At 60.1% G+C, this 25,321-nt stretch carries 19 protein-coding genes; 9 read left to right on the plus strand and 10 right to left on the minus strand.

What is annotated here, in order from left to right; all coding sequences use genetic code 11:
- Positions 1-53 precede the first annotated feature (53 nt).
- The 4 genes from GGR28_RS10925 to GGR28_RS10940 all read right to left on the minus strand — a co-directional run bounded on the left by GGR28_RS10925 (position 54) and on the right by GGR28_RS10940 (position 3,617).
- Entirely contained in the window at positions 54-923 is an 870-nt protein-coding gene (locus tag GGR28_RS10925; protein WP_183495823.1) for a pirin family protein, read from the minus strand.
- 51 nt (positions 924-974) lie between these two features.
- Entirely contained in the window at positions 975-1,553 is a 579-nt protein-coding gene (locus tag GGR28_RS10930; protein ID WP_183495824.1) for a GNAT family N-acetyltransferase, read from the minus strand.
- 189 nt (positions 1,554-1,742) lie between these two features.
- On the minus strand, positions 1,743-2,708 hold the full coding sequence (locus GGR28_RS10935) for a transketolase family protein (RefSeq protein WP_183495825.1): 966 nt from the start codon (positions 2,706-2,708) through the stop codon (positions 1,743-1,745).
- Positions 2,709-2,762: 54 nt separating this feature from the next.
- Positions 2,763-3,617, minus strand: coding sequence for a transketolase (locus tag GGR28_RS10940; RefSeq protein WP_183495826.1), 855 nt, complete (start codon positions 3,615-3,617; stop codon positions 2,763-2,765).
- 376 nt (positions 3,618-3,993) lie between these two features.
- Between GGR28_RS10940 and GGR28_RS10945 the strand changes: the two genes are divergently transcribed.
- Positions 3,994-4,902: a LamG domain-containing protein gene (locus tag GGR28_RS10945; RefSeq protein ID WP_183495827.1), complete on the plus strand. Its 909-nt coding sequence runs from the start codon at positions 3,994-3,996 to the stop codon at positions 4,900-4,902.
- A gap of 18 nt (positions 4,903-4,920) precedes the next feature.
- Here the strand turns inward: GGR28_RS10945 and GGR28_RS10950 are convergent, their stop codons facing one another.
- Positions 4,921-6,513 carry an arylsulfatase gene (locus GGR28_RS10950; protein WP_183495828.1) on the minus strand — a complete coding sequence of 531 codons (1,593 nt, stop codon included), beginning with the start codon at positions 6,511-6,513 and terminating at the stop codon, positions 4,921-4,923.
- A gap of 121 nt (positions 6,514-6,634) precedes the next feature.
- Between GGR28_RS10950 and GGR28_RS10955 the strand changes: the two genes are divergently transcribed.
- Positions 6,635-7,762, plus strand: coding sequence for a tetratricopeptide repeat protein (locus GGR28_RS10955; protein WP_183495829.1), 1,128 nt, complete (start codon positions 6,635-6,637; stop codon positions 7,760-7,762).
- 18 nt (positions 7,763-7,780) lie between these two features.
- Here GGR28_RS10955 and GGR28_RS10960 read toward each other — a convergent pair whose 3' ends face one another.
- Positions 7,781-9,355, minus strand: coding sequence for an alpha/beta hydrolase family protein (locus tag GGR28_RS10960; protein WP_221233866.1), 1,575 nt, complete (start codon positions 9,353-9,355; stop codon positions 7,781-7,783).
- The gene (locus GGR28_RS10965) at positions 9,352-12,012 is read right to left on the minus strand and encodes a sialate O-acetylesterase (protein WP_183495830.1); all 2,661 of its coding nucleotides are present in this window, start codon (positions 12,010-12,012) and stop codon (positions 9,352-9,354) included. Before GGR28_RS10965 ends, GGR28_RS10960 begins: the two co-directional genes overlap by 4 nt.
- A gap of 147 nt (positions 12,013-12,159) precedes the next feature.
- Between GGR28_RS10965 and GGR28_RS10970 the strand changes: the two genes are divergently transcribed.
- Both GGR28_RS10970 and GGR28_RS10975 read left to right on the plus strand, forming a co-directional pair.
- The gene (locus GGR28_RS10970) at positions 12,160-14,283 is read left to right on the plus strand and encodes an alpha-glucuronidase family glycosyl hydrolase (RefSeq protein ID WP_183495831.1); all 2,124 of its coding nucleotides are present in this window, start codon (positions 12,160-12,162) and stop codon (positions 14,281-14,283) included.
- A gap of 61 nt (positions 14,284-14,344) precedes the next feature.
- Positions 14,345-15,373 carry a LacI family DNA-binding transcriptional regulator gene (locus tag GGR28_RS10975; protein WP_183495832.1) on the plus strand — a complete coding sequence of 343 codons (1,029 nt, stop codon included), beginning with the start codon at positions 14,345-14,347 and terminating at the stop codon, positions 15,371-15,373.
- A 261-nt stretch (positions 15,374-15,634) separates the two neighbouring features.
- Here GGR28_RS10975 and GGR28_RS10980 read toward each other — a convergent pair whose 3' ends face one another.
- Positions 15,635-16,774, minus strand: coding sequence for an endo-1,4-beta-xylanase (locus GGR28_RS10980; protein WP_183495833.1), 1,140 nt, complete (start codon positions 16,772-16,774; stop codon positions 15,635-15,637).
- A gap of 192 nt (positions 16,775-16,966) precedes the next feature.
- On the opposite strand from GGR28_RS10980, the gene hisS reads away from it, so the two are divergent.
- Positions 16,967-18,292 carry a histidine--tRNA ligase gene (gene hisS / locus GGR28_RS10985; protein WP_183495834.1) on the plus strand — a complete coding sequence of 442 codons (1,326 nt, stop codon included), beginning with the start codon at positions 16,967-16,969 and terminating at the stop codon, positions 18,290-18,292.
- Between the two features lie 76 nt (positions 18,293-18,368).
- Here the strand turns inward: hisS and GGR28_RS10990 are convergent, their stop codons facing one another.
- Entirely contained in the window at positions 18,369-20,477 is a 2,109-nt protein-coding gene (locus GGR28_RS10990) for a carboxy terminal-processing peptidase (protein WP_183495835.1), read from the minus strand.
- A 178-nt stretch (positions 20,478-20,655) separates the two neighbouring features.
- On the opposite strand from GGR28_RS10990, the gene GGR28_RS10995 reads away from it, so the two are divergent.
- The 4 genes from GGR28_RS10995 to GGR28_RS11010 all read left to right on the plus strand — a co-directional run bounded on the left by GGR28_RS10995 (position 20,656) and on the right by GGR28_RS11010 (position 24,719).
- Positions 20,656-22,293 (plus strand): ArnT family glycosyltransferase, encoded by a 1,638-nt coding sequence (locus GGR28_RS10995; protein WP_183495836.1) that lies wholly within the window; start codon positions 20,656-20,658, stop codon positions 22,291-22,293.
- 58 nt (positions 22,294-22,351) lie between these two features.
- Positions 22,352-23,368 carry a glycosyltransferase family 2 protein gene (locus GGR28_RS11000; protein WP_183495837.1) on the plus strand — a complete coding sequence of 339 codons (1,017 nt, stop codon included), beginning with the start codon at positions 22,352-22,354 and terminating at the stop codon, positions 23,366-23,368.
- A 243-nt stretch (positions 23,369-23,611) separates the two neighbouring features.
- Positions 23,612-23,917, plus strand: coding sequence for an HU family DNA-binding protein (locus tag GGR28_RS11005; protein ID WP_262890772.1), 306 nt, complete (start codon positions 23,612-23,614; stop codon positions 23,915-23,917).
- Between the two features lie 109 nt (positions 23,918-24,026).
- Complete coding sequence (locus tag GGR28_RS11010) at positions 24,027-24,719, plus strand: SDR family NAD(P)-dependent oxidoreductase (protein ID WP_183495839.1); 693 nt, start codon at positions 24,027-24,029, stop codon at positions 24,717-24,719.
- Here the strand turns inward: GGR28_RS11010 and GGR28_RS11015 are convergent.
- Positions 24,716-25,315 (minus strand): uracil-DNA glycosylase family protein, encoded by a 600-nt coding sequence (locus GGR28_RS11015; protein WP_183495840.1) that lies wholly within the window; start codon positions 25,313-25,315, stop codon positions 24,716-24,718. The genes GGR28_RS11010 and GGR28_RS11015 overlap by 4 nt on opposite strands.
- Between the last annotated feature and the right edge of the window lie 6 nt (positions 25,316-25,321).

Raw genomic sequence — 25,321 nt, forward strand, 5'->3', positions numbered from 1 at the left:
ACCAGCTGCTGTTATTACAAACGAGATATACAGCATTGCGGCTGAAGCCGACGCTACTCTTCGACGTAGAAGCCCATCTTTCCCATTCCGTAGTCGCGCATGGCTTCCATGATCTCGGTCTGGGTGTTCATGACGTAGGGGCCGTGGCTGACTACGGGTGCGCCGATAGGCTCTCCGCCGATCAGGAGGATACGGGTCAGGGGCGCTTTACCGGTGAGTCGGATGCCGTCGCCGTCGTTGCGGTAGTGGAGTAGGGTACGGGGCCCGTATTCGAAGCCGGTGCTGGATGTGATCGCTCCATCCAGTAAGTAGGCCGCCAGATTATAACTGGCCGGAACGGGTAATTCAACCGTTGCATTTTCGGGTAGCTCCAGGTGCCAGGCGAGGACGGCACCGTGGGTTTTCGCTGCTCCTGCGTTCCCGGCTAATTCCCCGGCTACGACGCGTACGTTGGCACCGCCGTCGAATGCGACGTTTGGAATCGTGTTGGCCTTAATGTCTTGATAGCGGGGTTGCACCATCTTATGCTCGGGAGCCAGGTTGACCCAGAGCTGAATGCCCTCCATTGTACCGCCGCGCTCGACAAATTCTTTGCTGGCCCGCTCACTGTGGATGATGCCCCGCCCGGCGGTCATCCACTGCACGTCCCCTCCCTTAAGATAACCGGTGTTGCCCCGGCTGTCGCGATGACGCAGCCCCCCCGAATACAGGAAGGTGACGGGTTCGAACCCCCGGTGCGGATGGGGACCTACGTCCAGCGAATCCCGCCCCCCCGGCTCCACGGTAAAGGGACCGAAGTGGTGCAACAACAGAAAGGGGTCGATCTGGTCCACCCGCTGCGTCGGCAGGGGCTGATAGATGGTGGTGCCGCCCATGTCGATGGCGTGGGCCGGCAGGATATTGGCAACGGAGCGAGGAGTCATGACCGTATATTTGATGTACGTACACGAATAACGCCCGAGTGAGTAACTTGGTTAAAAGCCCTCCATGCCGTCGCGCCAGTTCCAGATGATCAGGATCCAATTGCGGCCGTCGGGAGCGGTAAAGCGGTGAAGCTCTTCGAAGCCGATGCGCTCGTGCACGCGCTGGGAGCGGGTATTACGGGCATCGATGGCGGTAAGGCAATAGGGGAACCGCAGGTGGTAGCAGGCACGCAAGTACTTGTACATCCGGTCGGCCAGTTTCTGACCCCGGGCTTCTTCGGCAACGCACACCTGTCCCATCACCAAGTATTCAACCTCGCCAAGCAACTGCCCACGGTGCTCGATCACATCCTGCCGCTCGAAAAGAATTGCCAGGGAAGCGAGCGACTTGCTGAACTCCCGGGTCATCGCCAGGCAGTACCCCACCAACTTCCGCTCCTGCAAGGCGATTACCGAAGCCGCCGAGGCATTCATCTGCTTAAGCAGCGGCAGGTCGTGACGGGCCGTTACGAATCCCTGCGCCTTAGCCGTATCCGCATCGATACTTTCCAGGGCGTTGATCCGCTGCAGCTCCAGAATCTGCTTGAGCTGGGCATCCTTCCGCGCAAGGGTAATCTTGATTGGTTCCATAGTCGTCCGGTGAAGTACTTACCGAAGTTAGGGGAATAAAGGAATGATGGAATGAGGGAGTGAGGGAGTGAGGGACTGAAGGATTGAGGGGACGGGTGTACCACACTCCTCTACCCATTAATCCTTCATCCCCTCAATCCATCTACCCTTCAATCCCTCAACCCCTCCATCCCTCTACCCATCAATCCCTCAATCCCTTCTATTCACCACGCGCTTCACCGCCGCGACGATGTCCTTCACGCCGAGGCCGTACTTCTCGAGCAGTTCTTCCGCTTCTCCGGATTCACCGAAGGTGTCGTCGGTGGCTACGTATTCCTGAGCGGTGGGCTGGTGCTTGGAGAGGCATTCTGCGATGGCGCTACCCAGTCCACCGTACTTGTTGTGCTCTTCGCAGCTGACGACGGCACCGGTCTTTTTGGCGCTGGCGATGACGGCCTCCTCATCGAGGGGCTTGATGGTGTGGATGTTGATCAGGTCGACGCTGATGCCTCCCTCCTCCAGCTGGCGGGCGGCCTCGACGGCGTACCACACCAGGTGGCCGGTGGCGAAAATGGAAACGTCGGAACCTTCGTTGAGGTGCAGGGCCTTGCCGATTTCGAACTTGGTGTCTTCGGGAATGAAGATGGGCCAGCTCGGACGACCGAAGCGCAGGTAGCAGGGGCCGTGGTGGTCCGCGATGGCCTGTACGGCGGCCTTGGTCTGGTTGTAATCGCAGGGGTTGATGACGGTCATGCCCGGAAGCATCCGCATCATGCCGATGTCCTCGAGGATTTGGTGGGTGGCACCGTCTTCCCCGAGGGTCAGTCCGGCGTGGCTGGCGCAGATCTTCACGTTCTTGTCGCTATAGGCGATCGACTGGCGGATCTGGTCGTACACCCGGCCCGTACTGAAGTTGGCGAAGGTGGTGGTCATCGGGATCTTGCCACCGGTAGCGAGACCGGAAGCCAGTCCCATCATATTCGCCTCCGAAATGCCCACCTGAATGAAGCGGTCCGGGTAAGTATTAATGAAGTCCTCCGATTTCATGGAGCCCCGCAGGTCGGCGGTAAGCATAACCACGTTGTCGTGCTGGTCACCGGCGGCCTTGAGACCGGCACCAAAACCGTCGCGGGTGGCCTTCTTGCCGGTGGATTGAAGTTTATCTAGGCTTAGCATAGTTTATTTTTGGTTCCCGAGCAGTGTCGGGAGGGTTGTTAAGTTTGAATGCGCTCAGATCCCTTCCGCAGGAAAATCGCCCAGAGTTTCTTCCAGCTGTCCGAGTGCATTGATGGCCTGTTCCTCATTGGGAGCCTTGCCGTGCCAGTGGTGGGTACCGACCATGAAATCTACGCCCATGCCCATATCGGTTTTCATGACGATACAGGTCGGCTTGCCGTTGCGCTTCGCCTGCGCCTTCTTGAGCACCTCGATGGTTTCTTCTAGGTTGTTGCCGTCCATTTCCATGATGTCCCAACCGAAGGCAGCGTACTTATCGGCGAAGCTGCCGAGCTGCAGTACCTCGCTGGTGGGGCCGTCGATCTGCTGACCGTTGTCGTCGATGATGAGGACCAGGTTCTCCAGTTTGTTGTGGGGAGCGAAGAGGGCCGCTTCCCAGATCTGTCCTTCCTGCTGTTCGCCGTCGCCGGTGAGGACGAAGACCGTGCGGTCGTCGCCGTCCATGCGCTTCTGGAGGGCCATGCCAGACGCCACGCTTACGCCCTGTCCGAGTGAGCCCGAAGCCACCCGCACGCCGGGCAGTCCCTCGTGGGTGGTGGGGTGGCCCTGGAGCCGGCTGTTGATCGCGCGGAAGGTCTTGAGCTCCTCCACCGGGAAGTAGCCGGCGCGGGCCAGCACGCTGTAGAGCACCGGAGAGATGTGTCCGTTGGAGAGGAAGAATACGTCCTCCCCGTGGGCCTCCATGTTGAAGCTGGGGTCGTGCTTCATCACCTCGAAAAATAGGGCGACGAGCAGGTCGGTGTTACCGAGGGCTCCGCCGGGGTGGCCGCTCTGGCAAAGGTATACCTGACGTATGATGTCGCGCCGTACCTGCGAGGCAACGCGTTTGAGTTCCTGAATATCTGCCATGTAGGGGGGTGATTTTTTTGTTATCGCGATGGCGCGAAGCCGCGAATTTAGGCATTTTACTCCCATCGCTCCGCCATTTGTTCCCCGCTCCTGCGTTCCCGCCGAATTAAGTCTGCGCTTATTCTCCGATTTCCCGGACAAATGTATTGCACCCTTCACTTTTCAACGGCCCCGGCAAAAGGTGGGCGGGGACGCGGGTGCACTGGAATACCGGAACAGCAACCTTCTTCACCAAGCAGCCAAAACCATCCGGGACAAAAAAGACGCGGACGTATCGTCATTTTTCCACAACGGATGGATCGCGGCGGTCACTAATCGGTTGATTGATCGCTTATTGGGAGCCGGATTCAATTTGCTCCTTACCCGACCCCTGTATATGTACCCTGAAAAATTCCTCCCCTACGTCTTTCTGCTTTTCCTGGTGGCCTCCGCCTGTGGACAGGACGACGGAGAAATGCTTACTTCCCCTCCCGCACCGGTGGGTCGCTTTACGAACCCCGATCCCGATCAGCCCTTCTTCGTGTCCGTCGACGATACCACGCCGGAAGGCATGAAGTGGGTAGCAGTCGACTCACTGACCGACGCGTTCGACCGCTGGGATACCGGCAAGTGGTTCAAATCGCTGTGGAACTACGGCGTTCCGGTGCAAATGCGCGCCGAGAATTCCGGGGTTGCGGACGGAAATCTGTGGATCAGAGCGACGTTGGACGATGGAGCCGAGCGGTGGTTCGAGACATCCCGGATTCAGTCCCGCGCCCGCATCAGTTACCCCATGTACACCGAAAGCCGGATCAAAACGGCCCACCTCTCTGCCTACAATACCTTCTGGCTCAACAACGGCAACATCTCGAACCGCAACGAGATCGACGTTATTGAGAACAACTCGAAGCCGTCCTGCGGCTGTCAGCCGGACTTTCCCTGGCAAATGAATGCCCAGTACTTCCACGTGATCGACGACGACACCCGGCGGGCGAAGGGTAATTTCGACAACCGTAATTTGTCGGACGACAATCCCCTGAAGGGAATCCCCTGGAACGAGGAATACCACGTTGTGGGCGTATGGTGGAAAGATGCGCGGCACATCCAATTTTATCTGGACGGCGAGCCGGCCGGCAGCGTAGTCTCGGAAAGAGACTTCACCCGTGACCTCAACCTGATCTGGGACCTGTGGACCGTCGACGAACCCTGGCTGGGCGGACTCCCAGACCGCAACGACCTGCTGGACGACTCGGTCAATACGATGTACATCGACTGGGTGCGCACCTGGAAGCTCGAGAAAGAGTAAGGTCCCAGTCCGAAATCGCTACCGCCCCCGATAAACCGCCTCCAGCCCCGGGATGGAAAAACGCTCGTTGGCGGGTGGCTCGTGCTCCCTGCGGATGATCTCGTAGAATCTGGTCACCAGTTCCGGGTGGTCGGCGGCCAGGTCAAGCTGTTCGGCGGGGTCGGTAGTCAGGTCGTATACTTCCACCGCTTCGTTGCCCTGTTTGATTTCCTTCCAGATCATTTTCCAATTACCGAGGCGCACGGCTGCCTGTCCGTTGTACTCGGGGAATTCCCAGTACAGGTACTCATGCTCCGGCTGCTCGCCCCGGTCGAGAAGAGTAGGGAGGAAACTGATGCCGTCGGTACTATCCGCAACGGGGCGGTCGATGATCTCACAGACCGTGGGCAGGACGTCCTGAAATCCCGAAACGTGATCGGTGACCGTTCCGGCGGGGATGTGTCCGGGCCAACTGGCGATCATCGGTACCCGGATGCCCCCTTCGTACAGGAATCCTTTGCCGCGACCGTACTCTTCCGGGAAGGGGCCGCCGCTATCGAACCACGGTGAATCGGTGCCAGCAACGTAAGTGGGCCCGTTGTCGGAGGTGAAGATGATGAGCGTGTTGTCGTACTGACCACTTTCCTTCAGGTAGGCGACCAATTTTCCGACGTTCTCGTCCAGGTAAGACACCATGGCCGCATAGGTAGCGCGCGGATACCGTACCGGGAAGTACGCGCCCTTCTCGCCTTCGCGGAAGTAGTAGGGCTCTTCGTCACCGAATTTATCCACATAGTAGTCTACCCACCGCTGTGGCGCCTGCAGGGGAAGGTGTGGGATGGGGGTGGCCCAGTACAGAAAGAAGGGCTGGTCACTATCCTGACGGACGAACTCCATAAGCCTGGCGAACGAAAGGGTGGGCGCGTAATCCTCCTGATTGTAGGCCGCATAGGACTTCGGATCCCGCGGGTCGGCGTGCATGGGAATGCCGGTCCCGGGCACAATGGTATCGCGGTTGTGTAAATATACGCGGTGCTCGTTCTCGTAGAGGTGGATGGGGGTAAGGCTGTGGGCCTGCCGCTGGCAATTGTAGCCGTAGAAATAGTCGAAGCCCATGCGGGTGGGGATGGACTCCGTATGCGGGGCGCCGAGTCCCCACTTACCGACCATGCCGGTACGGTAGCCGGCGCGTTGGAGGGATTGGGGGAATAGGTGGGTGTTTGCGGGCAGGGGCAGTTGGCCCTCTAGCGTAGAATCCTGGATCACGGCCCGGTAGTCCCACACGTCGCCCCGCGAACGCCAGGCGTCGTTGCCGCGAACCGGGGAGTGGCCCAGGTGACGGCCGGTGAGCAGAACGCTGCGGGCGGGTGCGCAGACCGGTGCACCGGAATAATGCTGGGTGAAGCGCATCCCTCCGGCGGCCAGGGCATCGATGTTGGGGTTTTCGATTTTGGTTTGCCCGTAAACGCCCAGGTCACCGTAGCCGAGGTCGTCCGCCAGGATGTAGATGATGTTTGGGGAGTCCTCCCCCCGTCCGGTCTCCACGGTTTTCGACGGGCTTCGGTGGCATCCCGGGAGGAACAGAGAGAGCAGAACGAAAAAAATGGGCCAGGGATAAGTTTGTCGCGTCATCCCGCCCAAGATAATCGATCCGGGTAGACTCAGGTCCTACGCCCGGAATGCTTTTCGCTTACCTTGGTCCGGTTGCGCATCACGGTATATTACGCTCGCCAAAGTCGGTAAACCCCCACCCATGCAGGACGGACACTTTCTCACTCAGCTTATTCAGCACTACTCGGATTACCGGGAAGAATATCTGATGTGGGCTAAGGAGGACGGGCATGCGCGGGCGGAAGCCCTGGTAAATTACCGGCGCGCCCTGGTCGCCTGGTACGAGGCAAGCATCGACGAAGACGATCCCTACCGGGGCGAACTGCTGCCTTACGTAACGGCGATCGCTCGCGTGTACTTCGGGAAGGATAATCCCACCGACCGGCCGATCGGGCATTTCCCGCGTACGGTTAAGCTTTCGGTGGAAGGGCAGGAACTGCTGCGCCGGTTCCAGGGCTCCGGTACCGAGTGTCGGGAATTACTGTTGCTGGCCGATTACCACCGCCTGTCCGACGCTGCCCTGTCGCGGGCCTTCAGTGGAGACGAAACGGGAGAACCAATTGCAGACCGAGTACTGCACTGCCGCGCCGACCTCGAACAGCAAATTTCTGATGCTTCGCTTCTCTGGCCCGACGTTGTGACCGTAGCCGGCCGGCTGGACCTGATTGAGACCCTCGAACGGGAAGAAAGTCGGCGGACCGAGCTCTCCGCTCCTGCGCCCCCGCCCACCGCCGCTTCCGAGGTGAAGTTGTCCCCCCGCTACCGGCCGTCCCTTTCGCTGCCGGCTCCGGGGATGGTGGTGGCGGCCGTGGTCTTTGGTATCTTCCTCTGGTTGATGTACGATACCTTCGGACAGCAGACTCCCGACGAGCTTTATACCGAATACTTCACTCCCTACCCAAATGTCTTTACCGACGTGCCCCCGGAGACGGAGGGGGAGAGCGACCTGCAGCGCATCCTGTACGATTACGACCGGGGCGATTACCACACGGCTTACGAGGAGTTGCTGCCTACTGCCGATGCCTATCCAGCCGCCCCACTTTACCTGGGTGTATCGGCGCTGGCACTGGGGGATCCGGCCCGGGCGCGGGAATGGTTCGAGCGCGTCGACCCACTGGGCCCCTACGCGGACGCGGCCGAATGGTACCGGGCGCTGGCGCTTATGGGCACGGGTGACACCGGGACAGCCCGCGTTCAGTTGGAGGCAATCGGTATGCAGGCTGGCCACCCCTACGCCTCCGCGGCCCGTAACCTCCTGCGTGAGTGGTGATTTATCGGGAGCTATCGGTTATTCCGGCTTCGCGGCCAGCACTCGATTGGCCCAGGGGATGAAGTGTTGGATATTCGGTTGATCGGTGTGTCCGCCGTCGTGCTGTCGCCAGGCGAGATTACCGTCCAGGAGGCCGGTGTTTACGGGGGGCATGGCTTCGTTCAGGTAGTCGTCGGTGACACCGAGGTCCGCGGCACCCAGCAGCCGGTACACCTTGCCGGCCGCCACGGTGGCCATGTAGCTTCCGCGCTGGTCCAACCACTTGGCATCGCCCTGCTCGGGTATACCGTAACTGACAAACACATGCCGGGAGGCGCAGAGTGCCAGCATCATGTGGGCATCCACGGGTAGGTCGCAGCCGGTTAGTTTACCGAAGGTGGATTGCTCGGCCCCGTACTTTACGTAGTTGCCGCCCATCCAGTAACTGCCCCAGCCAGCGAGACTCTCCACGGCTTCGCCGAACACCCGTCGGTGGAGGGTCACGCCCCCCTTTCCGGAAGATCCGAGAAGTGCCACGGCGAACCGCGGTTCGAAGGCCATGGTCACCAGTGCTGCCTTTCCGTAGCGGGAAACTCCCTCGATGCCCACGCGACGGGCGTCGACGAGCGAATCGGTTTCGAGGTAGTCCAGTCCCCGCGCGGCTCCCCAGGCCCAGGCCCGCAGGGCCCCCCAGTCCTCGGACGAACGGGGCTGCCCCCGGTTTACCAGGCCGATGATGCCGCGGGTCAGGCCGGCGGCATTGTCGGCCTGGATGCTGGCGGGACTGATGGTGGCGTACCCCCAACCGGCGGCGAGGAGTTGCTCCGTAGTGGGAGAGTCCCCATTGGGCGGTGGGGCGAACCAATTAGCGGGCGGTAGGCGGGTAATGGGCGTATAGGCCGGGTAACGGTCAAATATTTCCCGGGTGTCCGGCCGCGCTTCGATCAGCATTTCCTTGAAGGCAGTATTCAAAACTTCGAGGTCTTCCTTGTTCGGTTGGGCGGGGGCGGGAAATTCCGGGCGGCCGAACATCATGAGCACCGGCACCGGGCCGGACACATTCGTAGGCACGACCAGCATCATTTCGATGTCCACCTCGATCGCGGGGTAGCTGCTGTTGTCTACGTGGCCGATCAGTTGTTTGGCCACCACGGGGATGCGGCCGACGTACTCCCGATCCTCGACTTTGGTGGTCCACGTAACGCTGGGCACCCGATCGGGGACCCGTCCGTAGACTTCTTGCTCAAAAAGGGAGACCAGTTCGGGGCGCCGTACGTCCCACCACTTGTCGGGGGTAGTGACCGGCTCACCACTTGTTGTTTCGAAGACGGGGGGCAGGTCGGGGCAGGGGTTGGCCAGCGCCTCGTCGTAGTTCGCGGCGTTGGGAGCGGCGGGGTCGCCGCTGGGGCCGGGCCTCAGTTGGGTGATGCCCAGTTTTCTCAGCATATCGGCGCGGGCTTCTTCGTCGGTAAGGGTTACGGGTTCCGGCGGGTCGGCCTGTGCCGGCAGGGCTACCGGCAGCGCCAGGCAGAGCAGGAGGGTCAGTGCCGTAGCGGCTTGCTTTACCCGGGCGATTGCTCCTGTGGCCCCGCCTAAATGCAATAGGTTGATCATGGTCGAAAGGCTTTGACGTGTTGGGCGACCTCCAGCATGGTGGCTACCCACAGGGTGTCTGCGTTATGGGACAAGTAATCCAGTAATTCCCGGTGGGCGTCGAGGGAGACATTTAGGCCGTGCCCGCCGCCGACCCCGTGGAAGAGGATTACGAGCAGGGCGTTTTCCCGTTCGGCTTGCTTAACCCACCCGATCATGTCTTCGGCCGAGTGGCCGTCGACGACGTAAGTGTCTACGTTTTGCAGGTTGACGTTGTCGATGGTACTGAGTCTGCCGCGCACCCCGCGGAGGGCGGCAAAATCGTCGGCAATGGCTCCTATGAACGAACCATCGCTGGTCTGGGTATCGCCGCAGGTGTAGGCGAAGGTTCGTTCGCTTTTGCCGTCGACGGCGTGCAGGAAGGTGTTCGTCATGCGGACTTCGGCGACGATATCGGCGGTCGTGTACCGGCTCAGGTCACGCTCCGGCTGCACCCACTCCCGGCCGGGCAGGGTAGCGTCGCAGGGGTGGTACAGGGTGTGGTTGCCGAGTTCGTGCCCGTTTGCGGCTGCCCGGCGCCAGTCTTCCAGACGGTTTTGGCTGGCGGGGGCGGCGGCCGTGAGGTAGAACGTGCCCCTGAGGCCTCGCTCGTCGAGAGCGGGGAGGGCATGATCGAGGTGTACTTCCAGGGCATCGTCGTAGGTAAGCACTACGGCGGCTTGTTTGCCGTGCCAGCGCGGCGGGGCCGGAGCGCCGACGACCATTTCAAAGGGTGCCGCGGGCAATCCCTGGCGGTTGTAAAGGTTCACCCGGGGGTTGTCCGACCAGGCGTAACGAAGGGTACGCGGGTACGGGATATCGGGGTGAGACACTTCTAGGTGGTCCCCGACGATCTTCGCTTCCGCCCAGTGGAACGTTCCGTCGTATCCGGCCAGGGCGAATTCGCGCAGCGGTTCGCCGTCGCTGCTCATCAGTTCACCCCCGGAATCGGTGAAGTAGAGGCGGACTACGCCGTCCCGGACTTCGGTTCGATCGGGGAGCGGGCCGCTGGCGACCAAAGGTTCTCCGTACACTTGCTGCCGGGCGAGCCGGGCCAGCCGCAGTCCGACGTCCCGCTTGTTGTCGGGGTGAATATCGTTCCACTCGCCCAGATCGATGGCCACGGCCATGCCCGTATGGGGGATGCGGAGGGTTTGGCGCTGGGCTTCCCGCAGGGCGGCCCAGTTGCTCTCGGCGGGCAGGTAGGTAAAGTCCATAAAGCCGGGAAGCTGAACGAAGAAAAACGGCAAGTTGGGGCGATCCCACTGGCGCCGAAAATCGGCGATCTGGGCGGCCTGGAGGGCGGCGTAACTTTCCGGCCGGCCGGCATTGGATTCACCCTGGTACCAGAGTACTCCTTTGATGGCGTACTTCGTGACCGGTGCCAGCATGCCGTTAAAAAGAGCGGTGGGCTGGTGCTGGGCGGAAATCCCCGGAGCGGAGCGAGACCGGGGTGGGGGGAATACCACGCCCACCCGGTACTGCCAGGTGCCCTTCAGGTCGACGGTGTCGGAAGCCGTATGGATCTGGTACGGGCGGTCCGGCACGAAGCCGCCCTTGCCCCCGTGGTTGGTCACCCGGACGGTGAAGCGGTTCTTCCCGGCCCTCAACAGCCCGGCCGGTACGGGGTAGCGGCGCTGGGGGTACTGATAGCCGGTACTGCCGATGTGCCGGCCGTTGATGTACAGCTCGTCGGCATCCACGATACGCCCGAGAAAGACCTCGGCTTCCTGACCTGCCATTCCGGCGGGGAGGTCCACTTCGCGGTGGTACCAGACCGTGCCGTTCAAATTGCTTAAACCCTGGTCTTCCCAGTACCCCGGTACGTTGATGGGGCGCCAGTTCGGTCCCGGCACAAGCGTTTCAGCGTACCAGGGGGTGGGGCCGGCGGTGCCCGCGTCGGACGGCGTCGCTTCGCTCGCGAACTGCCGTGCGCGGCGGTTCACCTGATTTACGTAGGCGGTATCCTTGTTTTGGTGAATGGTGGCGGTGAGGTCGGGGAAATCCTGCAGTCCCGCTTCGCTGGTCCACGCCTCGATGGGGGTTCCGCCGACGCTGGCGTTGATCAGTCCGATAGGTACTCCGTGTTTCTCGTAAATATCGCGGGCGAAGAAGTAGCCGACGGCGGTAAATTCCAGGACGTTTTCCGGGGTAGCGGCTTTCCATTCCCCTCCGGCCAATTCTTTGGCGGGGCCGGCCAGCTGCGGGGTAGAGGGTATCGAGAAGTGGCGGATCTCAGGGAAGTCCGCCTGCGCGATGTCGTCGGCGTAACGGACGCGGTGCAGTTTCATCTGGTGTACCATATTGCTCTGGCCGGTACACAGCCATACGTCGCCGAAGAGGACGTTGCGGACGGTGATCTCGTTGGTGCCCTTCACGGTAATCGCATACGGTCCGCCGGCGGGCCGCGCGTTTAGGGTGACGGACCACCGGCCGTCAGGGTTGGCACTGGTCCGGTAGCTTTCGTCGCCGATGCGGACTTCCACCGCCTCGCCGGCGCCAGCCCAGCCCCAGACCGCAAGGTTTTCGTCCCGTTGCAGGACCATCCCGTCGGAGATCAGGTGGGGAAGCCGTACCTGTGCGGCAACCGGGTCAGTAAGCAGAATGATGAGTAAAATCAGCAGGGGACCAGCTTTCATACTACAAGTGTTAGGGCGATGCCGTAGCTTTACGCTATCGATTGCGTAAAATACGCGAAATCATTTGAAGGGAATACCTTAGGGAAGTTTTGAAATGGCGGAACTGGCCGCGCTACTTCCGGGATTTCCAAAAACCTGTATGTCAATATGCGGACCCTCCTGTGGATTATTGTCATTTGCCTCTCCTGCCCCCTGGCCGGCTCCGACGGATACGCCCTGTGGCTCGGGCACCAATTGATCGAGGATTCGATCGTCCGACAGGACTACCGAGCGGCGCTAACCTTCATCGACGGCAGTACCGGCGGCGGGGAGGTCGCCACTACCGCCACGAACGAACTGCGGCGCGGACTCAGCGAGCTGCTGGGCGTACAACCGCTCCGCGGGCCCGGAGAAGCCGGTGCCCACGGGATCTACCTGGGGCTGCGCGGTCGTTCCGCGCGTCTTGACCACTACCTGGCCACCGCCGACGTGCCCGATCTGGGGTCCGAGGGCTATCACCTGGTGTACCACGACGGTGATGTGTTGCTGCTGGCCGACGACGAGCCGGGCTTACTGTACGGTGCCTTCGATCTGTTGCGGCAGGTACAAGCCCTGACGGACCTTCGCTCGCTCAACCGTACCGAGCAACCGGCCTACGCGCACCGTATTCTCAACCACTGGGATAACCTCGACGGCACGGTAGAGCGGGGGTACGCCGGGTTTTCCATTTGGAACTGGCACCAGTTGCCGGAGTACATCGACCAGCGGTACGTGGACTACGCGCGCGCCAACGCCTCCATCGGCATCAACGGCACGGTGGTTACGAACGTGAACGCTAACTCGCTGATCTTCCGGGAAGACTACCTAGACAAAGCAAAGGCGCTCGCGGACATTTTCCGCCCCTACGGCATCAAATTGTACCTGACGGCCCGGTTTAGTTCTCCCATGGAACTGGGAGGGTTGGACACCGCCGACCCACTGGACCCGGCGGTGATTGCTTGGTGGAAGGAGAAGGTCGAAGAAATTTATGCGCGCATCCCCGACTTTGGCGGCTTCCTGGTAAAGGCCAACTCTGAGGGACAGCCCGGACCGTGGGAGTACGGGCGTACCCACGCCGAGGGGGCGAACGTGCTGGCCGATGCGCTGGCCCCCCACGGTGGGATCGTCGTCTGGCGGGCCTTCGTGTACTCGGACGAGGCGGGCCGGGACCGGTTTCGGGAGGCCTACGATGAATTTACGCCCCTCGACGGCCGCTTTCGTAACAACGTGCTGGTCCAGATCAAGAACGGACCCATCGACTTCCAGCCCCGGGAACCCGTATCGCCGCTCTTCGCCGCTATGCCCCGGACCCCCCTGATGCTCGAATTGCAGATCACGAAGGAGTACCTGGGCCAGGGCACTCACCTTGTCGGGCTGGCGAGCATGTACGAAGAGGTGCTCGGTACTGACCTGCGCCCGACGGAACCCGGTGGGGAGGTTCACCAGCTCATTTCGGGGATTGCCGGTGTGAGCAATATCGGGACGGCCCGCAACTGGACGGGCAACCTCTTCGGTCAGGCCGACTGGTTTGCCTTTGGTCGCCTGGCCTGGGCACCGCAAACGGCCGCCCGGGAAATCTTTGCGGAGTGGGCTGGCCTCACCTTCGGCCGCGATCCGGAGGTGATCGATTCCATTACCCAAATGCTTGCGCTTTCGTATCCCGCCTGCGTCAACTACATGACCCCCCTGGGTCTCCACCACATAATGAATACGGGCCACCACTACGGCCCCGGTCCCTGGATCGACGACCTCGGTCGGGCCGACTGGAACCCTTATTACTACCACGGGGCTACCCGGGACAGCATCGGTTTTGATCGTACGTCGACCGGCAGCGATGCCCTCTCCCAGTACCCCGAGGGTTTTGCCCGCCGGTACGCGGATCCGGCCACTACGCCCGAGAAATTTCTCCTGTGGTTTCACCGGCTGCCCTGGGATTACGAGCTGGCCGGCGGGAACACGCTCTGGCGGGAACTCGGCCTGCGGTACCAGCTAGGCGTGGAACAGGTCGGGGAGATGGCGGACATTTGGTCGGGCCTGGAGGGGCGCATCGACGCGGAACGTTTCCGGCACGTCAGCCAGCATCTCGCTATCCAGCAGCGGGAAGCCGAGTGGTGGCGCGATGCATGTTTGGCGTACTTCCGCTCCGTGTCCGGCAGACCCCTGCCGGAGGGAGTACCCGCACCGCCCCAAACACTCGAGGAATACAAAGCCCTGACGTATCCCTACGCGCCCGGGATCCGGCCGCAATGGTAAGCGCGATGATGATTCGGATGGTAATTTTGCCCAACAGTTGTCCTAAATAGTGCAGTACCAAATGGGCCAGAAAAATAACAAGCGGGTAACCATCTACGATCTGGCTAAGGAACTGAACGTATCTCCCTCCACGGTATCCAGAGCACTAAAAGATCACACCAGCATCGGCCAGGAGACGACCAAGGCCGTCAAGGCCCTCGCTAAGCAGCGGGGGTACCGGCCCAATGTACTGGCAAGCAATCTGAGGAACCAACATTCCAACACCATCGGGGTACTGGTGCCGTGGGTGAACCGCCCCTTCATCTCCACGCTCATCAGCGGCATAGAGGAATCCGCCCAGCGGGCCGGGTACAACGTGCTCATCGCGCAGACGCAGGATTCTTACGAAACGGAAGTGACGAACACGAAGGCGCTGGTGGACAGCCGGGTGCAGGCCCTTATCGTCTCCCTGGCGATGGAAACCACCGATTATAGTCACTTCAACGATGCCGTGCGCCAGGGAACGCCGGTCGTATTCGTAGATCGGGTACCGATGAATTACCGGGGTAATCAGGTCATGATCGACAACTACCAGACCGGCTACGACGCGACCCAGTACCTGATCGACCGGGGCCGGAAGCGGATCGCCCTGTTCTCCGGATCGCTAAAGCAGAAGATATACCGCGACCGGTACGACGGTTACGTGGCCGCCCTGCGGAATAACGGAATTCCGATCGATGAGTCCCTGATCGGAAACAGCCACCGCCTGAGCATCGAGGAAGGCACGGCCCTGATCGCCGGCATGTTGAAGCTGTCCGTCCCGCCCGATGCCGTATTCTCTACCAATGACTCGGCGGCCATCGGTGCGATGAAGTACGTCAAGTCGGTGGGCAAAAGAATCCCCGAGGACGTGGCCTTCATCGGAATGAACGACGATCCGATGTGTACGATCATTACCCCGAACCTGACTTCGATGAGCCACCCGGCCGCCGAAATGGGAAGGTTGGCCCTACGGCAGGCCCTGGAAATTATCACACAGCCCGATGCCGAAACGAATACCGCGATCACCGTTCGCCTGAACACAAAGGTGGTTCCACGGGCATCCTCCTGACCTAGGCCGGACGGTAGGAGTGCAGGGTTTCGATCATTCCGTCTTCGTCGTGCCGTATCTCCGCCATTTCAACGGAGCGCAGGTGGGTGACCCCACCGGACAGGATCGAATCGTGGTAGAACAGGTACCACGTTCCCCGCCATTCGCACAGGTGGTATATTCCATCCTTTTCGGCGGCATCTGGGACCTACACTTGGTGGGAAGTCCAGGGGGCGGCCGTATATAGATGAGGGCATGATCGATTAGGGTGGATGGCAGGGATCAGCCTTTGGCCGCGAGCTGTAGTAATCGTTCGTAGGCGGCCTTGGGGCGGTAGGACCGGTCAAACAGCAGGGGATAATTGGTACGACCCCGGATTGGCCAGTTGTTGAGCCAGGTCTGGTTGTCGTGGAGGCCCCAGAACGTCACGCGGGTGATGTCGTCGTCGTATTCCAGGAAGAGGCGGAAGAGTTCTTCGTAGCGATCGGCCAGGCGGGTGGCGACGGAATCCGGGAGCTGATCGGGGTAAGGGTTCATGTAGGGGCTTCCCTCGTAATTCTGTTCCACGGCGGCTCCTTCCAGGTCCCAGGGATTGGGCAGCACGGTGAGGTCGAGTTCGGTGATCATGACCTTCACGCCGGTGGCGGCAAAGGCGGCTATGCTTCCACGGACCTCGTCGATGGGCGGCCCGTTGAGGTTGTAGTGCGCCTGCATGCCGGTGCCGTCGATGCGAACGCCGTTGTCCTGTAGCAAGCGGGCGATGCGGACGGCCCCCTCCCGTTTTTGGGGATTGTTGAGGTTGTAGTCGTTGTAATACAGTTCCGTATCGGGGGCGGCTTCGGCCGCGAGACGGAAGGCTTCGACGATGTACGCTTCACCCAGCACGGTGTAGAAAACGGATTCGCGGTAGCTGCCGTCCTCGTTCAGGGCCTCGTTCAGGACGTCCCATCCGTCGACGCGCCCCCGGTAGCGGCCGGCCACGGCGGTGATGTGCTCGCGCAGGTACTGCCGCAGCAGGTCCGGGTCGGTCGTTTCCTTTACGTAATCCGGCAGCTGGCTGTGCCAGACCAGGGTGTGACCGACGATCCACTTGTTCTGTTTTTCCCCAAGTTCGACGTAAGCATCGGCGGCTTCCCACGCGAAGGAATCGGCTGCGGGCTGTATGTTTTCCCACTTCATCACGTTTTCCGGGGTAATGGAGGTGAACTCGGCGAGTAGTCGCAGTCCGGCCGTGTCCCGCCCATCGAGCAGGGACCGGTTGACGGCCGCCCCGATGTAGAAGTGGTCTTGGTAGGCAGCCCCAATACCGGTACTAATGGGTTGGGTGGTTATTGAATCGGTGGATGCCGGGCGGCCACAGGAAATAAGCAGGAGAAAACATAGGGCACTAAAAGTATGCGAGAGGAAGGAGTGTATGTACATAGATCAATCGATTGCGTACCGGCGTCGATACGTAGCAATTATAGCATCTTTTTCCGCAACCGCAGTTGATTGTTCTTCGGAAACTTCCCCAGCGACCCGTAACCTTAATGTGCCCCTGCAACCACTCAATCAAATACCCGAGAAGCATCACCTACTTTACCCACACCCCATCAATTCCCTACCTTCGCGCCCATGAAACCGTCCATACCCAAAGGCACCCGTGATTTTCTGCCCGGCGAAGTGCGTCGGCGCAACTACCTCTTCGATGTGATCCGTAAGCATTTCCACCGCTACGGCTACCAGCCCATCGAAACGCCGGTAATGGAGAATCTCTCGACCCTAACCGGAAAGTACGGTGAAGAGGGGGACCGACTGCTCTTCAAAGTGCTCAACAACGGCGATTTTCTGAGCAAGGCCGACGCCCAAAACTTGGCCGACAAAGACAGCAATGCCGTGCTGCCCCAGATCTCGAAGCGGGGACTGCGCTACGACCTTACCGTTCCCTTTGCCCGCTACGTCGTGATGCACCAAAACGACCTTGCCTTTCCCTTTAAGCGTTACGCCATCGCCCCCGTCTGGCGCGCCGACCGGCCGCAGAAGGGACGCTACAATGAGTTTTACCAGTGCGATGCGGATGTGGTCGGATCCGATTCCCTGCTTTACGAGGCGGAGCTTACCCAACTGCTGGATGCCGTTTTCGCGGAACTCGGGCTCAAAGCCGTCATCCGCCTCAACAACCGCAAAATTCTCGCCGGGCTGGCCGAGATCGCCGGTCACGCCGATCGAATGATGGACATCACCATCGCCATCGACAAGCTCGACAAGGTCGGTGAAGCGGGCGTGGAAAAAGAACTCCTGGAAAGGGGCGTAGATGCCGCTGCGGTGGATGTCATCAAGCAGTTTCTCGGCGTGACCAGTCTCGACCGGGTAGCGCCCTTGCTCGCCGACAGCGAGATCGGCCGTCAGGGTATTGCCGAGTTACAGACCGTCTTCGACACCGTCGGCCCACTCACCAATCGCCTGGAATTCGACGTCACCCTCGCCCGTGGCCTGAATTACTACACCGGCTGCATCTATGAGGTAGCCGTCGATACCGACGCTCACCCGAACATTAAAATGGGCAGCATCGCCGGCGGCGGCCGCTACGCTGACCTGACCGGTATTTTCGGCGGTCGCGACCTTCCGGGCGTAGGCATCAGCTTTGGAGCCGAACGCGTCTACGACGTACTGGAAGAACTCGCCCTCTTCCCCGAAGACACCAGCCACGACCTCGATTACCTCATCGTCTGCCTCGACGACGAAACCCTCCTACACGGATTTCAGCTTCTCGGTAAACTGCGCAGCGCCGGTCACCACGTCGATCTCTATCCCACGGCCGCCAAGCTCGGCAAGATGATGAAGTACGCCGACCAGCGCAATGTGCCCAAAGTCATCATCATCGGAAGCCGCGAAGCACAGAGCGGGAGGTATACGGTGAAGGATATGGGGAGTGGGGAGCAGGAGGAGGTGGAGTTTTAGTACGGTAGTTAGGTAGTACAATAGTACGGTAGTGCACCCTACCGTACTACCGTACTAAAACTACTACCGTACTAATCTACTTTCCCTCCAGCTTAATCATATCCTCCACAATGCTCACTGCCTCGCGGATATAGACATCCTTGCTGACGCTCTTCTTGAAGTCGTCGTTGCGGGCGGTCTTGCTTTCGTCGGAGAGGATGGGCTCGAGGTCTACCTGGAGGTTGAGCACACCGGGATTGACTACGTCTTCGAAGAGGTCGTCGTACATCTCGGCTTCGGTCCGGGTGGCGCGCTGCAATTCCTCGAAGTCGGTGAGTGCGAGTGGGTAAGTATCACGATCGCGCTGGCGCTTGACCCGTTCGGCGTTCTGTTGGATGCGGGTGAAGGTGGGGCTGTTCTCCACGCGGCTTGCGCTACGGGCTTTGAGCTCGTCGATGTTGCGGATACGGTAGACGTCCTGACTGTACTTGGCCGGTTCGATCTCGCTCCAGGCCAGGGGAGCCGACTGCTCTTTTTCACCGGTCTCGAGTAGGGAGCGGCTGTCGGGCAGAATGATGTCGGGTACTACGCCACGTAGTTGGGTGGAACCTCCGTCGATGCGGTAGAACTTCTGCATAGTCAGTTTTACCGTGCCGAGGGGCTTGATGTCGTTATGGCCGCTGATGGTGCGATCCATGTCGATGAAGCGCTGTACCGTACCCTTTCCGAAGGTAGAGGTGCTGCCGACGATCACCGCGCGGTTGTAATCCTGCAGGGCGGCGGCCAGGATCTCACTGGCAGATGCGGAATACTGATTTACGAGGACTACTACGGGTCCGTCATACTGCACCCGGCGATCTTTGTCTTCGAGAATTTCTTTGTCCATATTGCGCCCGGCCACCTGTACGACGGGGCCTTCGGGAATGAAAAAGCCGGTCATATCCACCACGTCGCGCAGTGAGCCACCGCCGTTGTTGCGTAGGTCGAGAATAATGCCGTCTACATTTTGTGCCTTGAGTTTATCGAGTTCGGCAGCTACGTCCTTGGCGGAGAAGCGGCCGTCGTCGTTCTGGAAATCGGCGTAGAAGCTGGGCAGGGAGATGTATCCGATCTTTTCACCACCCACATTGTCGTCGATGATCAGCGATTTGGCGTAGGTATCGTCGATGATGATGATGTCGCGCTCGATGGAAATATCACGGATCGTGCCATCTGGTTTCTTCACCTTCAGGCTAACAACAGTGCCTTTTTTACCGCGAATTTTGTCCACGACATCTTCGAGCTGCATGCCCTTGATGTCGACCATTTCCTCTCCCTTCTGGCGAACGCCCATGATGATGTCGTCCTCCTTCAGCTCCTTGCCCTTCCAGGCCGGGCCGCCTACGACCACGGAGGTTACCTTGGTGTACTCGTCGTCGGTCTGAAGCGTGGCACCGATTCCCTCGAGTCGGCCGCTGAAGCGAATGTCGAAGCTCTCCTTGTCCTTGGGACGGAAGTAGCTGGTGTGCGGGTCGAATACCGCAGTCATGGAGTTGAGGTACTGGGAGGTCTTTACGCTGGGCTTCATCTCGCGCATCCGCTTGAACCAATCATGGTAGCGTTCGAGGATCTTGCCCCGGTACTCTACTTCAAGCGAATCGAGGCTGGGTTGCACGGCTCCGGTAGTGTCCTTAGCCATCTCTTCCCGCTTGTCGACGATCTGGCTGAGCAGGTCGCGCTTCATGTAGTCGTGCCAGTATTGTTTAAGCTCGGCGTCGTCGGCCGCCCACCCGGAGTTTTCGTCCCGGTCCTTGAAGCTGCCCGACTTAGCCAGATCGAAGGGTTCGGCCAGCAGTTCCTCGTACCATGATTCCGTCTTGTCGAGGGCCGCCGTCCAGTGTTCCTGTACTAGGTTGTAGAAGGTGTACTCACCGGCCTTGCTCTCATCGTCGATCAGCGTTCGGTAGGGAGCGAACGCGTCGATGTCGTCCTGGGTAAAGAACAGCCGGGCGCCGTCGAGGTCGTTGAGGTACTGATCATAGACCCGCTCCGAGAAGGCGTCATCGATGTCGGTCGGCTGGTAGTGGTATGTCTGCAGGTTGGTGAGCATCGTCTTCAGGATGATCGACGGGGCATCACCGGGAGGCGTCGCGGTCGGATTTACGGCCGCAAAGAGGGCAAAGACGAGCACTAAGGCAGAAAAAAGCAGGGGGCCTCGCGTTTTCATATAGATTCTTTTTACATCTCCCACGATTACCCATTTTCAGTACAGGTACTTCCGGAGTTGCTGTATGTAAATGTTTTGCGGGGAAGGGTTGTTGAGTAATACCCCGGCCATAAAGCTGTTTAACACCACATTAATTTGATTTTAGGCCGGGTTGCCCCACTGCCGTATCTTCGCCCCGGTGCGAAAAGGGTACCTCATTCTGGCAGTTCTGCTGCTCTTTCCGGCCCTGCTGATCAACCTGGGCCTGATGGTATTCATTGACGATGAAGCCATCCGCTCCCTGGTCGCCCAGGAAATGCTGTGGTCCGGAAACTTCGTCGCCCCGGCCATGCACGGCGATGCCTACCTCAACAAGCCACCCCTCTGGAACTGGATCCTCGCCGCCAGCTTCACCCTCCACGGAGGCGCCAGCGAGTGGGCCACCCGACTGCCGACGGTCCTCAGCCTCCTGGGGTTCGCCCTCACTACCTTCCTCTTCAGCCGCCGGCACTTCGGCAACTACCTGGCGGCCGTTCACGCGCTCACCGTGGTCACCTGCGGCCGGATGCTGTTCTGGGACAGTATGCTGGGGCTCATCGACGTGTGCTTCAGCTGGCTGGTGTATACTCAGATTATGCTCCTCTATCATTTCGGTAGTAAAGGACGTTGGTGGCTCGCCTTTGGTTGCACCTACCTGCTCACGGTGGCCACCTTCATGCTCAAAGGACTGCCGGCCATAGTATTCCAGGGACTCAGCATTTTCGCCCTTCTGGGCTGGCGGCGGGAGTGGCGTCAACTCATCCGTCCGGCCCACCTGATCACCGGCCTGGTCTGCGTCGCGCTGCTGGGGATTTACTATTTACAGTACAGCCAGTATGTTGACCTGAGTCAGGTCGGTCGCCGCCTCTTTGTCGAAAGCGGTAAGCGCACGGCCGCCGCCCACGGAATCTGGGAGACGGTGGGACATGTTTTTGCCTTTCCCTTCGAGATGAGCTACCACTTCCTTCCCTGGACGCTGCTGCTCGTCTACCTGCTGCGGCGCGGAGCCTGGCGGAAACTCAAATCCAGTGACTTTGCCGCCTTCTGCCTGGTTGCCTTTCTGGTCAATATCCCCGTGTACTGGCTTTCGCCGGAAGTGTACCCGCGCTACCTGCTCATGCTTTTCCCCCTGCTCTTTGCCGGTCTGCTGTACCTCCATCGCTGGCACGCCGAGCGGCGCACCCAAACCTATACCGGCCTGCGTTATCTGCTCCTGGGTATAATGACCCTCTGCACCATCGCCCTTCCTTTCGTGCCGCTGCTTCCTCAGGTCGAAGCAGTGACCTTCCCCTGGGTCAAGAGCATCGTTTTGGGCGGGGTCGCGGGTGCAGTGTTAATTGGCAGCTGGCGCGACCGACGCAATTTTCTACTTCTCCTGTGCTGCTTCCTGCTGATTTTGCGGATCGGGTTCAATCTGTTCGTTCTTCCGGTTCGCGCCGCCACCAACGAGCGGGGCAATGCCGTCCGTGCTACCGCCCAGTCTGTCGTGCGCACCAATGCGGGAAGGGAACTAGCCATCTACCGCTACACCCTCGTCGAGCCAGCGACGGGGTATTATCTCTCGGAAGCATACGGCCGGGTCGTCCCCCGCCACTTCGATCGTTACGACCCGCAGGCGATCTACGTCGGCAGCCCCCTTCAGTACCGTGAGCTTCGCATCCGGGCTACCGATTCCCTTTACCTCCGCCATTTGGATACCCTCTATCCGGTAGGCCATCTGGCCAATCCCATCCCGGTCCCCGGTTCGGACGACGCGGATCTCCGCGATGGAATGGGATCCGGAATACGGATCGAATAAGCGCGGTACGCGGTAAACCCTACATTGTAAACGGTACTCCCTAAACTGTAACTCCTTCATGCACCTATCCGTCGTCGTCACTATCCTGAATGAGCTGGACAACATCCGGCCCCTGATCGAACGCACCCACGCGGCCCTGAAGGACTACGACTACGACTACGAGATCGTCTACGTCGACGACGGCAGCACCGACGGATCCACCGAACTCCTTAAGTCCATCGACGATCCCCGCCTGGTGGTGGTCGAACTCCGCAAGAACTACGGACAGAGCCTCGCTCTGATGGCGGGCATTGACGTAGCACGGGGGCACTACATTGCCACCATGGACGGTGACCTGCAGAACGACCCCTCCGATATCCCGGCCATGCTCGACTTGGTTGAGAACGGTAGGTGGGACCTGGTGGTAGGGGAGCGCGTCAACCGGCAGGACGGGGCCATCCTGCGCCGCATCCCGAGCCGCATCGCTAACTGGATCATCCGCAACCTGAGTGGGGTCCATTTACGCGATTACGGCTGTGCCCTGAAGGTATTTCGCACCGAAATTGCCCGCGACATCGGTATTTATGGGGAGCTCCACCGATTTATTTCCGTGCTGGCTAGCCTGGAAGGGGCCCGTATTACTCAGGTCCCGGTCAGGCACCATCCCCGCCAATTCGGACAGAGCAAGTACGGGTTGGGACGCACCTTTAAGGTCGTCAGCGACCTGCTCCTCATGCTGTTTCTGAAGAAGTACCTACAGCGTCCGATGCACCTTTTCGCCCAGGCGGGACTCGCCCTATTTACCCTTGGTGCCCTCATCAATACCTACCTGCTGGTGCTCAAAATTATGGGCCAGGACATCTGGGGGAAGCCCCTGCTTATTCTCGGAGCAATGCTCGTACTTGCTGGAATTCAACTGGTTACGGTAGGAATTATCGTTGAAGTGCTGATGCGAACCTACTACGAGAGCCAGGACAAACGGCCCTACAAGATCAGGGAGGTAAAGCGTACCCATGCCCTGCCCCTCGCTCCGTCCGCGAACCCGCAGGCGACGGCACGCGATCGATCGACCGGCTCAGTACCCGCGCCCGAATAGATCACGGTTACCGCCCCGCTTCTTCTTGGTATCGGTTTTGACGGACTTGTCCAGCGCCGCGCAGCCCGATTTACGGTTGCAGGCCGAGGTGAATAAGACCACGAACCCTAGTAAAATAAGGAAAAGGGGATAAACACTGCGGTTTTTCATACGTTTGTAGGCTGAACTAGGGAAGCTGGGGCGCAAGCAACGTTCCGGCCCTAATTTACCTAATAACTAACCATTTTCCACGGCAACCTGCACTTGCCATATTTTAACCTTTCAAAATCCAGACTAATGAATAAAGGAGATCTCGTATCGGCCATTGCCGACAAAGCCAGCCTCACCAAAGATCAAGCAGAAAGCGCACTGACCGCCATGCTCGGAGCTATTGAAGATGCCCTGAAGCAGGAAGACAGCGTAAGCCTCATCGGCTTCGGTACTTTTTCGGTGAACAACCGCCCCGCCCGTGAAGGACGTAACCCCCGCACCAATGAAACCATCCAGATTGCGGCAAAGAACGTGGTAAAATTCAAGCCCGGGAAAAAACTGAGCGAGTCGGTCAACTAAAACCACCCGCTTCCATTAGGCCCCCGTGGCCCGTCACAACGACCCGACCGGCACCCGCCGGCCGGGTCGTTCTCGTTTATCTCCATTCCCAATCTAACCCCTCCCACCCATGCCCACCTACCTCATCATCGGCGGAAGCTCCGGCATCGGCCGTGCCCTCGTAGACCAGCTCCTTACCCGGGAAGACGCCGAGGTACACGTATGGGCGCGGGAGCAACGTGACCTACCCGGTACGGTTCGCTTCACCCCCATCGACGTCACCGACGAGGCAAGTGACCTCAAATCCGCCGTACCCGAAGAAGTGCACGGACTGGCCTACTGTCCGGGCAGCATCGACCTGCGCCCCTTCCGCAGCCTGAAACCCGCCGCCTTCCGCGAAGCCTTCGAGCTCAATGTAGTAGGTGCCGTGCGTTGCCTGCAGGCCACGGAGCGGGTCCTTAAAAAGGGCGGTTCGGCTTCGGTGGTGCTCTTTTCTACGGTAGCCGTCCAACGGGGTATGCCGTTTCACGCTTCCATCGCCGCGGCGAAGGGGGCCATCGAAGGACTCACCCGCAGCCTGGCCGCCGAGTACGCACCCGCGGTGCGCGTCAATGCCATCGCTCCCTCGCTCACCGATACGCCACTGGCGGAAAAGCTGCTGTCCAGCGATGAAAAGCGGGAAGCAAGTGCCAAGCGCCATCCCCTCAACCGCGTTGCTCCCGCTTCCGAAGTCGCTGCCATGGCCGCCTTTCTACTCAGCGATCAGGCCGCCTCCATTACCGGTCAGGTGATCGGAGTCGACGGTGGACTGGGCAGCATTTAATCGAGCAGACCGGCCACGATCTCCTGCAGGTGCGGTACGTTCAACTCCTCGAACCACGGATTGCGCCGTAGATATATTCGGTTGCGCGGACTGGGGTGGGGAATGGGAAAATACTCCGGGAGGTATTCCCGGTAGTTGCGGACGGTCTCCGTCAGGCTCTTTTTCCGGCGATCGCCCAGGTAGTGCGCCTGAGCGTAAGCCCCGACGAGCACTTTCAACTCCAGTTTAGGCATTAGCGAGAGCAACGGATCCTGCCAGAGGGGGGCACACTCCGGCCGCGGGGGTAAATCACCACCCTTCCCCTTGCCGGGATAGCAGAAGCCGATGGGTAGAATCCCAAAGGTCGGGGTTTGAAAAAATTCCGCGTCGGTCACCCCCAGCCACTCCCGCAACCGGCGGCCGCTCGGATCGTCCCAGGCTACACTGGACAGGTGGGCCAACCGCCCCGGTGCCTGACTGATGAGCACGACCTTCATCTCGGGGTGGATGCGAAAGATCGGATTGGGGCCAAGGGGAAGATGCTCCGCACAAACGGCACACGCCCGGGCGCGCTCCAGTAGGGGATGCTCGTAAGTGGGGGTGTAGCCCTTCGCCATCCGGGG

The sequence above is a fragment of the Neolewinella aquimaris genome (assembly GCF_014197245.1).
GTDB classification, from domain to species: domain Bacteria; phylum Bacteroidota; class Bacteroidia; order Chitinophagales; family Saprospiraceae; genus Neolewinella; species Neolewinella aquimaris.

What these genes read in the sequence shown, in the direction of transcription:
- GGR28_RS10970 (WP_183495831.1), top strand. Translation starts at nt 12,160, where the DNA reads ATGCGGACCCTCCTGTGGATTATTGTCATTTGCCTCTCCTGCCCCCTG.
- GGR28_RS11010 (WP_183495839.1), top strand. Translation starts at nt 24,027, where the DNA reads ATGCCCACCTACCTCATCATCGGCGGAAGCTCCGGCATCGGCCGTGCC.
- GGR28_RS10955 (WP_183495829.1), top strand. Translation starts at nt 6,635, where the DNA reads ATGCAGGACGGACACTTTCTCACTCAGCTTATTCAGCACTACTCGGAT.
- GGR28_RS10990 (WP_183495835.1), bottom strand. Translation starts at nt 20,477, where the DNA reads ATGAAAACGCGAGGCCCCCTGCTTTTTTCTGCCTTAGTGCTCGTCTTT.
- GGR28_RS10925 (WP_183495823.1), bottom strand. Translation starts at nt 923, where the DNA reads ATGACTCCTCGCTCCGTTGCCAATATCCTGCCGGCCCACGCCATCGAC.
- GGR28_RS11000 (WP_183495837.1), top strand. Translation starts at nt 22,352, where the DNA reads ATGCACCTATCCGTCGTCGTCACTATCCTGAATGAGCTGGACAACATC.
- GGR28_RS11015 (WP_183495840.1), bottom strand. Translation starts at nt 25,315, where the DNA reads ATGGCGAAGGGCTACACCCCCACTTACGAGCATCCCCTACTGGAGCGC.
- GGR28_RS10975 (WP_183495832.1), top strand. Translation starts at nt 14,345, where the DNA reads ATGGGCCAGAAAAATAACAAGCGGGTAACCATCTACGATCTGGCTAAG.
- GGR28_RS10940 (WP_183495826.1), bottom strand. Translation starts at nt 3,617, where the DNA reads ATGGCAGATATTCAGGAACTCAAACGCGTTGCCTCGCAGGTACGGCGC.
- GGR28_RS10965 (WP_183495830.1), bottom strand. Translation starts at nt 12,012, where the DNA reads ATGAAAGCTGGTCCCCTGCTGATTTTACTCATCATTCTGCTTACTGAC.
- GGR28_RS10960 (WP_221233866.1), bottom strand. Translation starts at nt 9,355, where the DNA reads ATGATCAACCTATTGCATTTAGGCGGGGCCACAGGAGCAATCGCCCGG.
- GGR28_RS10950 (WP_183495828.1), bottom strand. Translation starts at nt 6,513, where the DNA reads ATGACGCGACAAACTTATCCCTGGCCCATTTTTTTCGTTCTGCTCTCT.
- GGR28_RS10935 (WP_183495825.1), bottom strand. Translation starts at nt 2,708, where the DNA reads ATGCTAAGCCTAGATAAACTTCAATCCACCGGCAAGAAGGCCACCCGC.
- GGR28_RS10945 (WP_183495827.1), top strand. Translation starts at nt 3,994, where the DNA reads ATGTACCCTGAAAAATTCCTCCCCTACGTCTTTCTGCTTTTCCTGGTG.
- GGR28_RS10930 (WP_183495824.1), bottom strand. Translation starts at nt 1,553, where the DNA reads ATGGAACCAATCAAGATTACCCTTGCGCGGAAGGATGCCCAGCTCAAG.
- GGR28_RS10980 (WP_183495833.1), bottom strand. Translation starts at nt 16,774, where the DNA reads ATGTACATACACTCCTTCCTCTCGCATACTTTTAGTGCCCTATGTTTT.
- hisS (WP_183495834.1), top strand. Translation starts at nt 16,967, where the DNA reads ATGAAACCGTCCATACCCAAAGGCACCCGTGATTTTCTGCCCGGCGAA.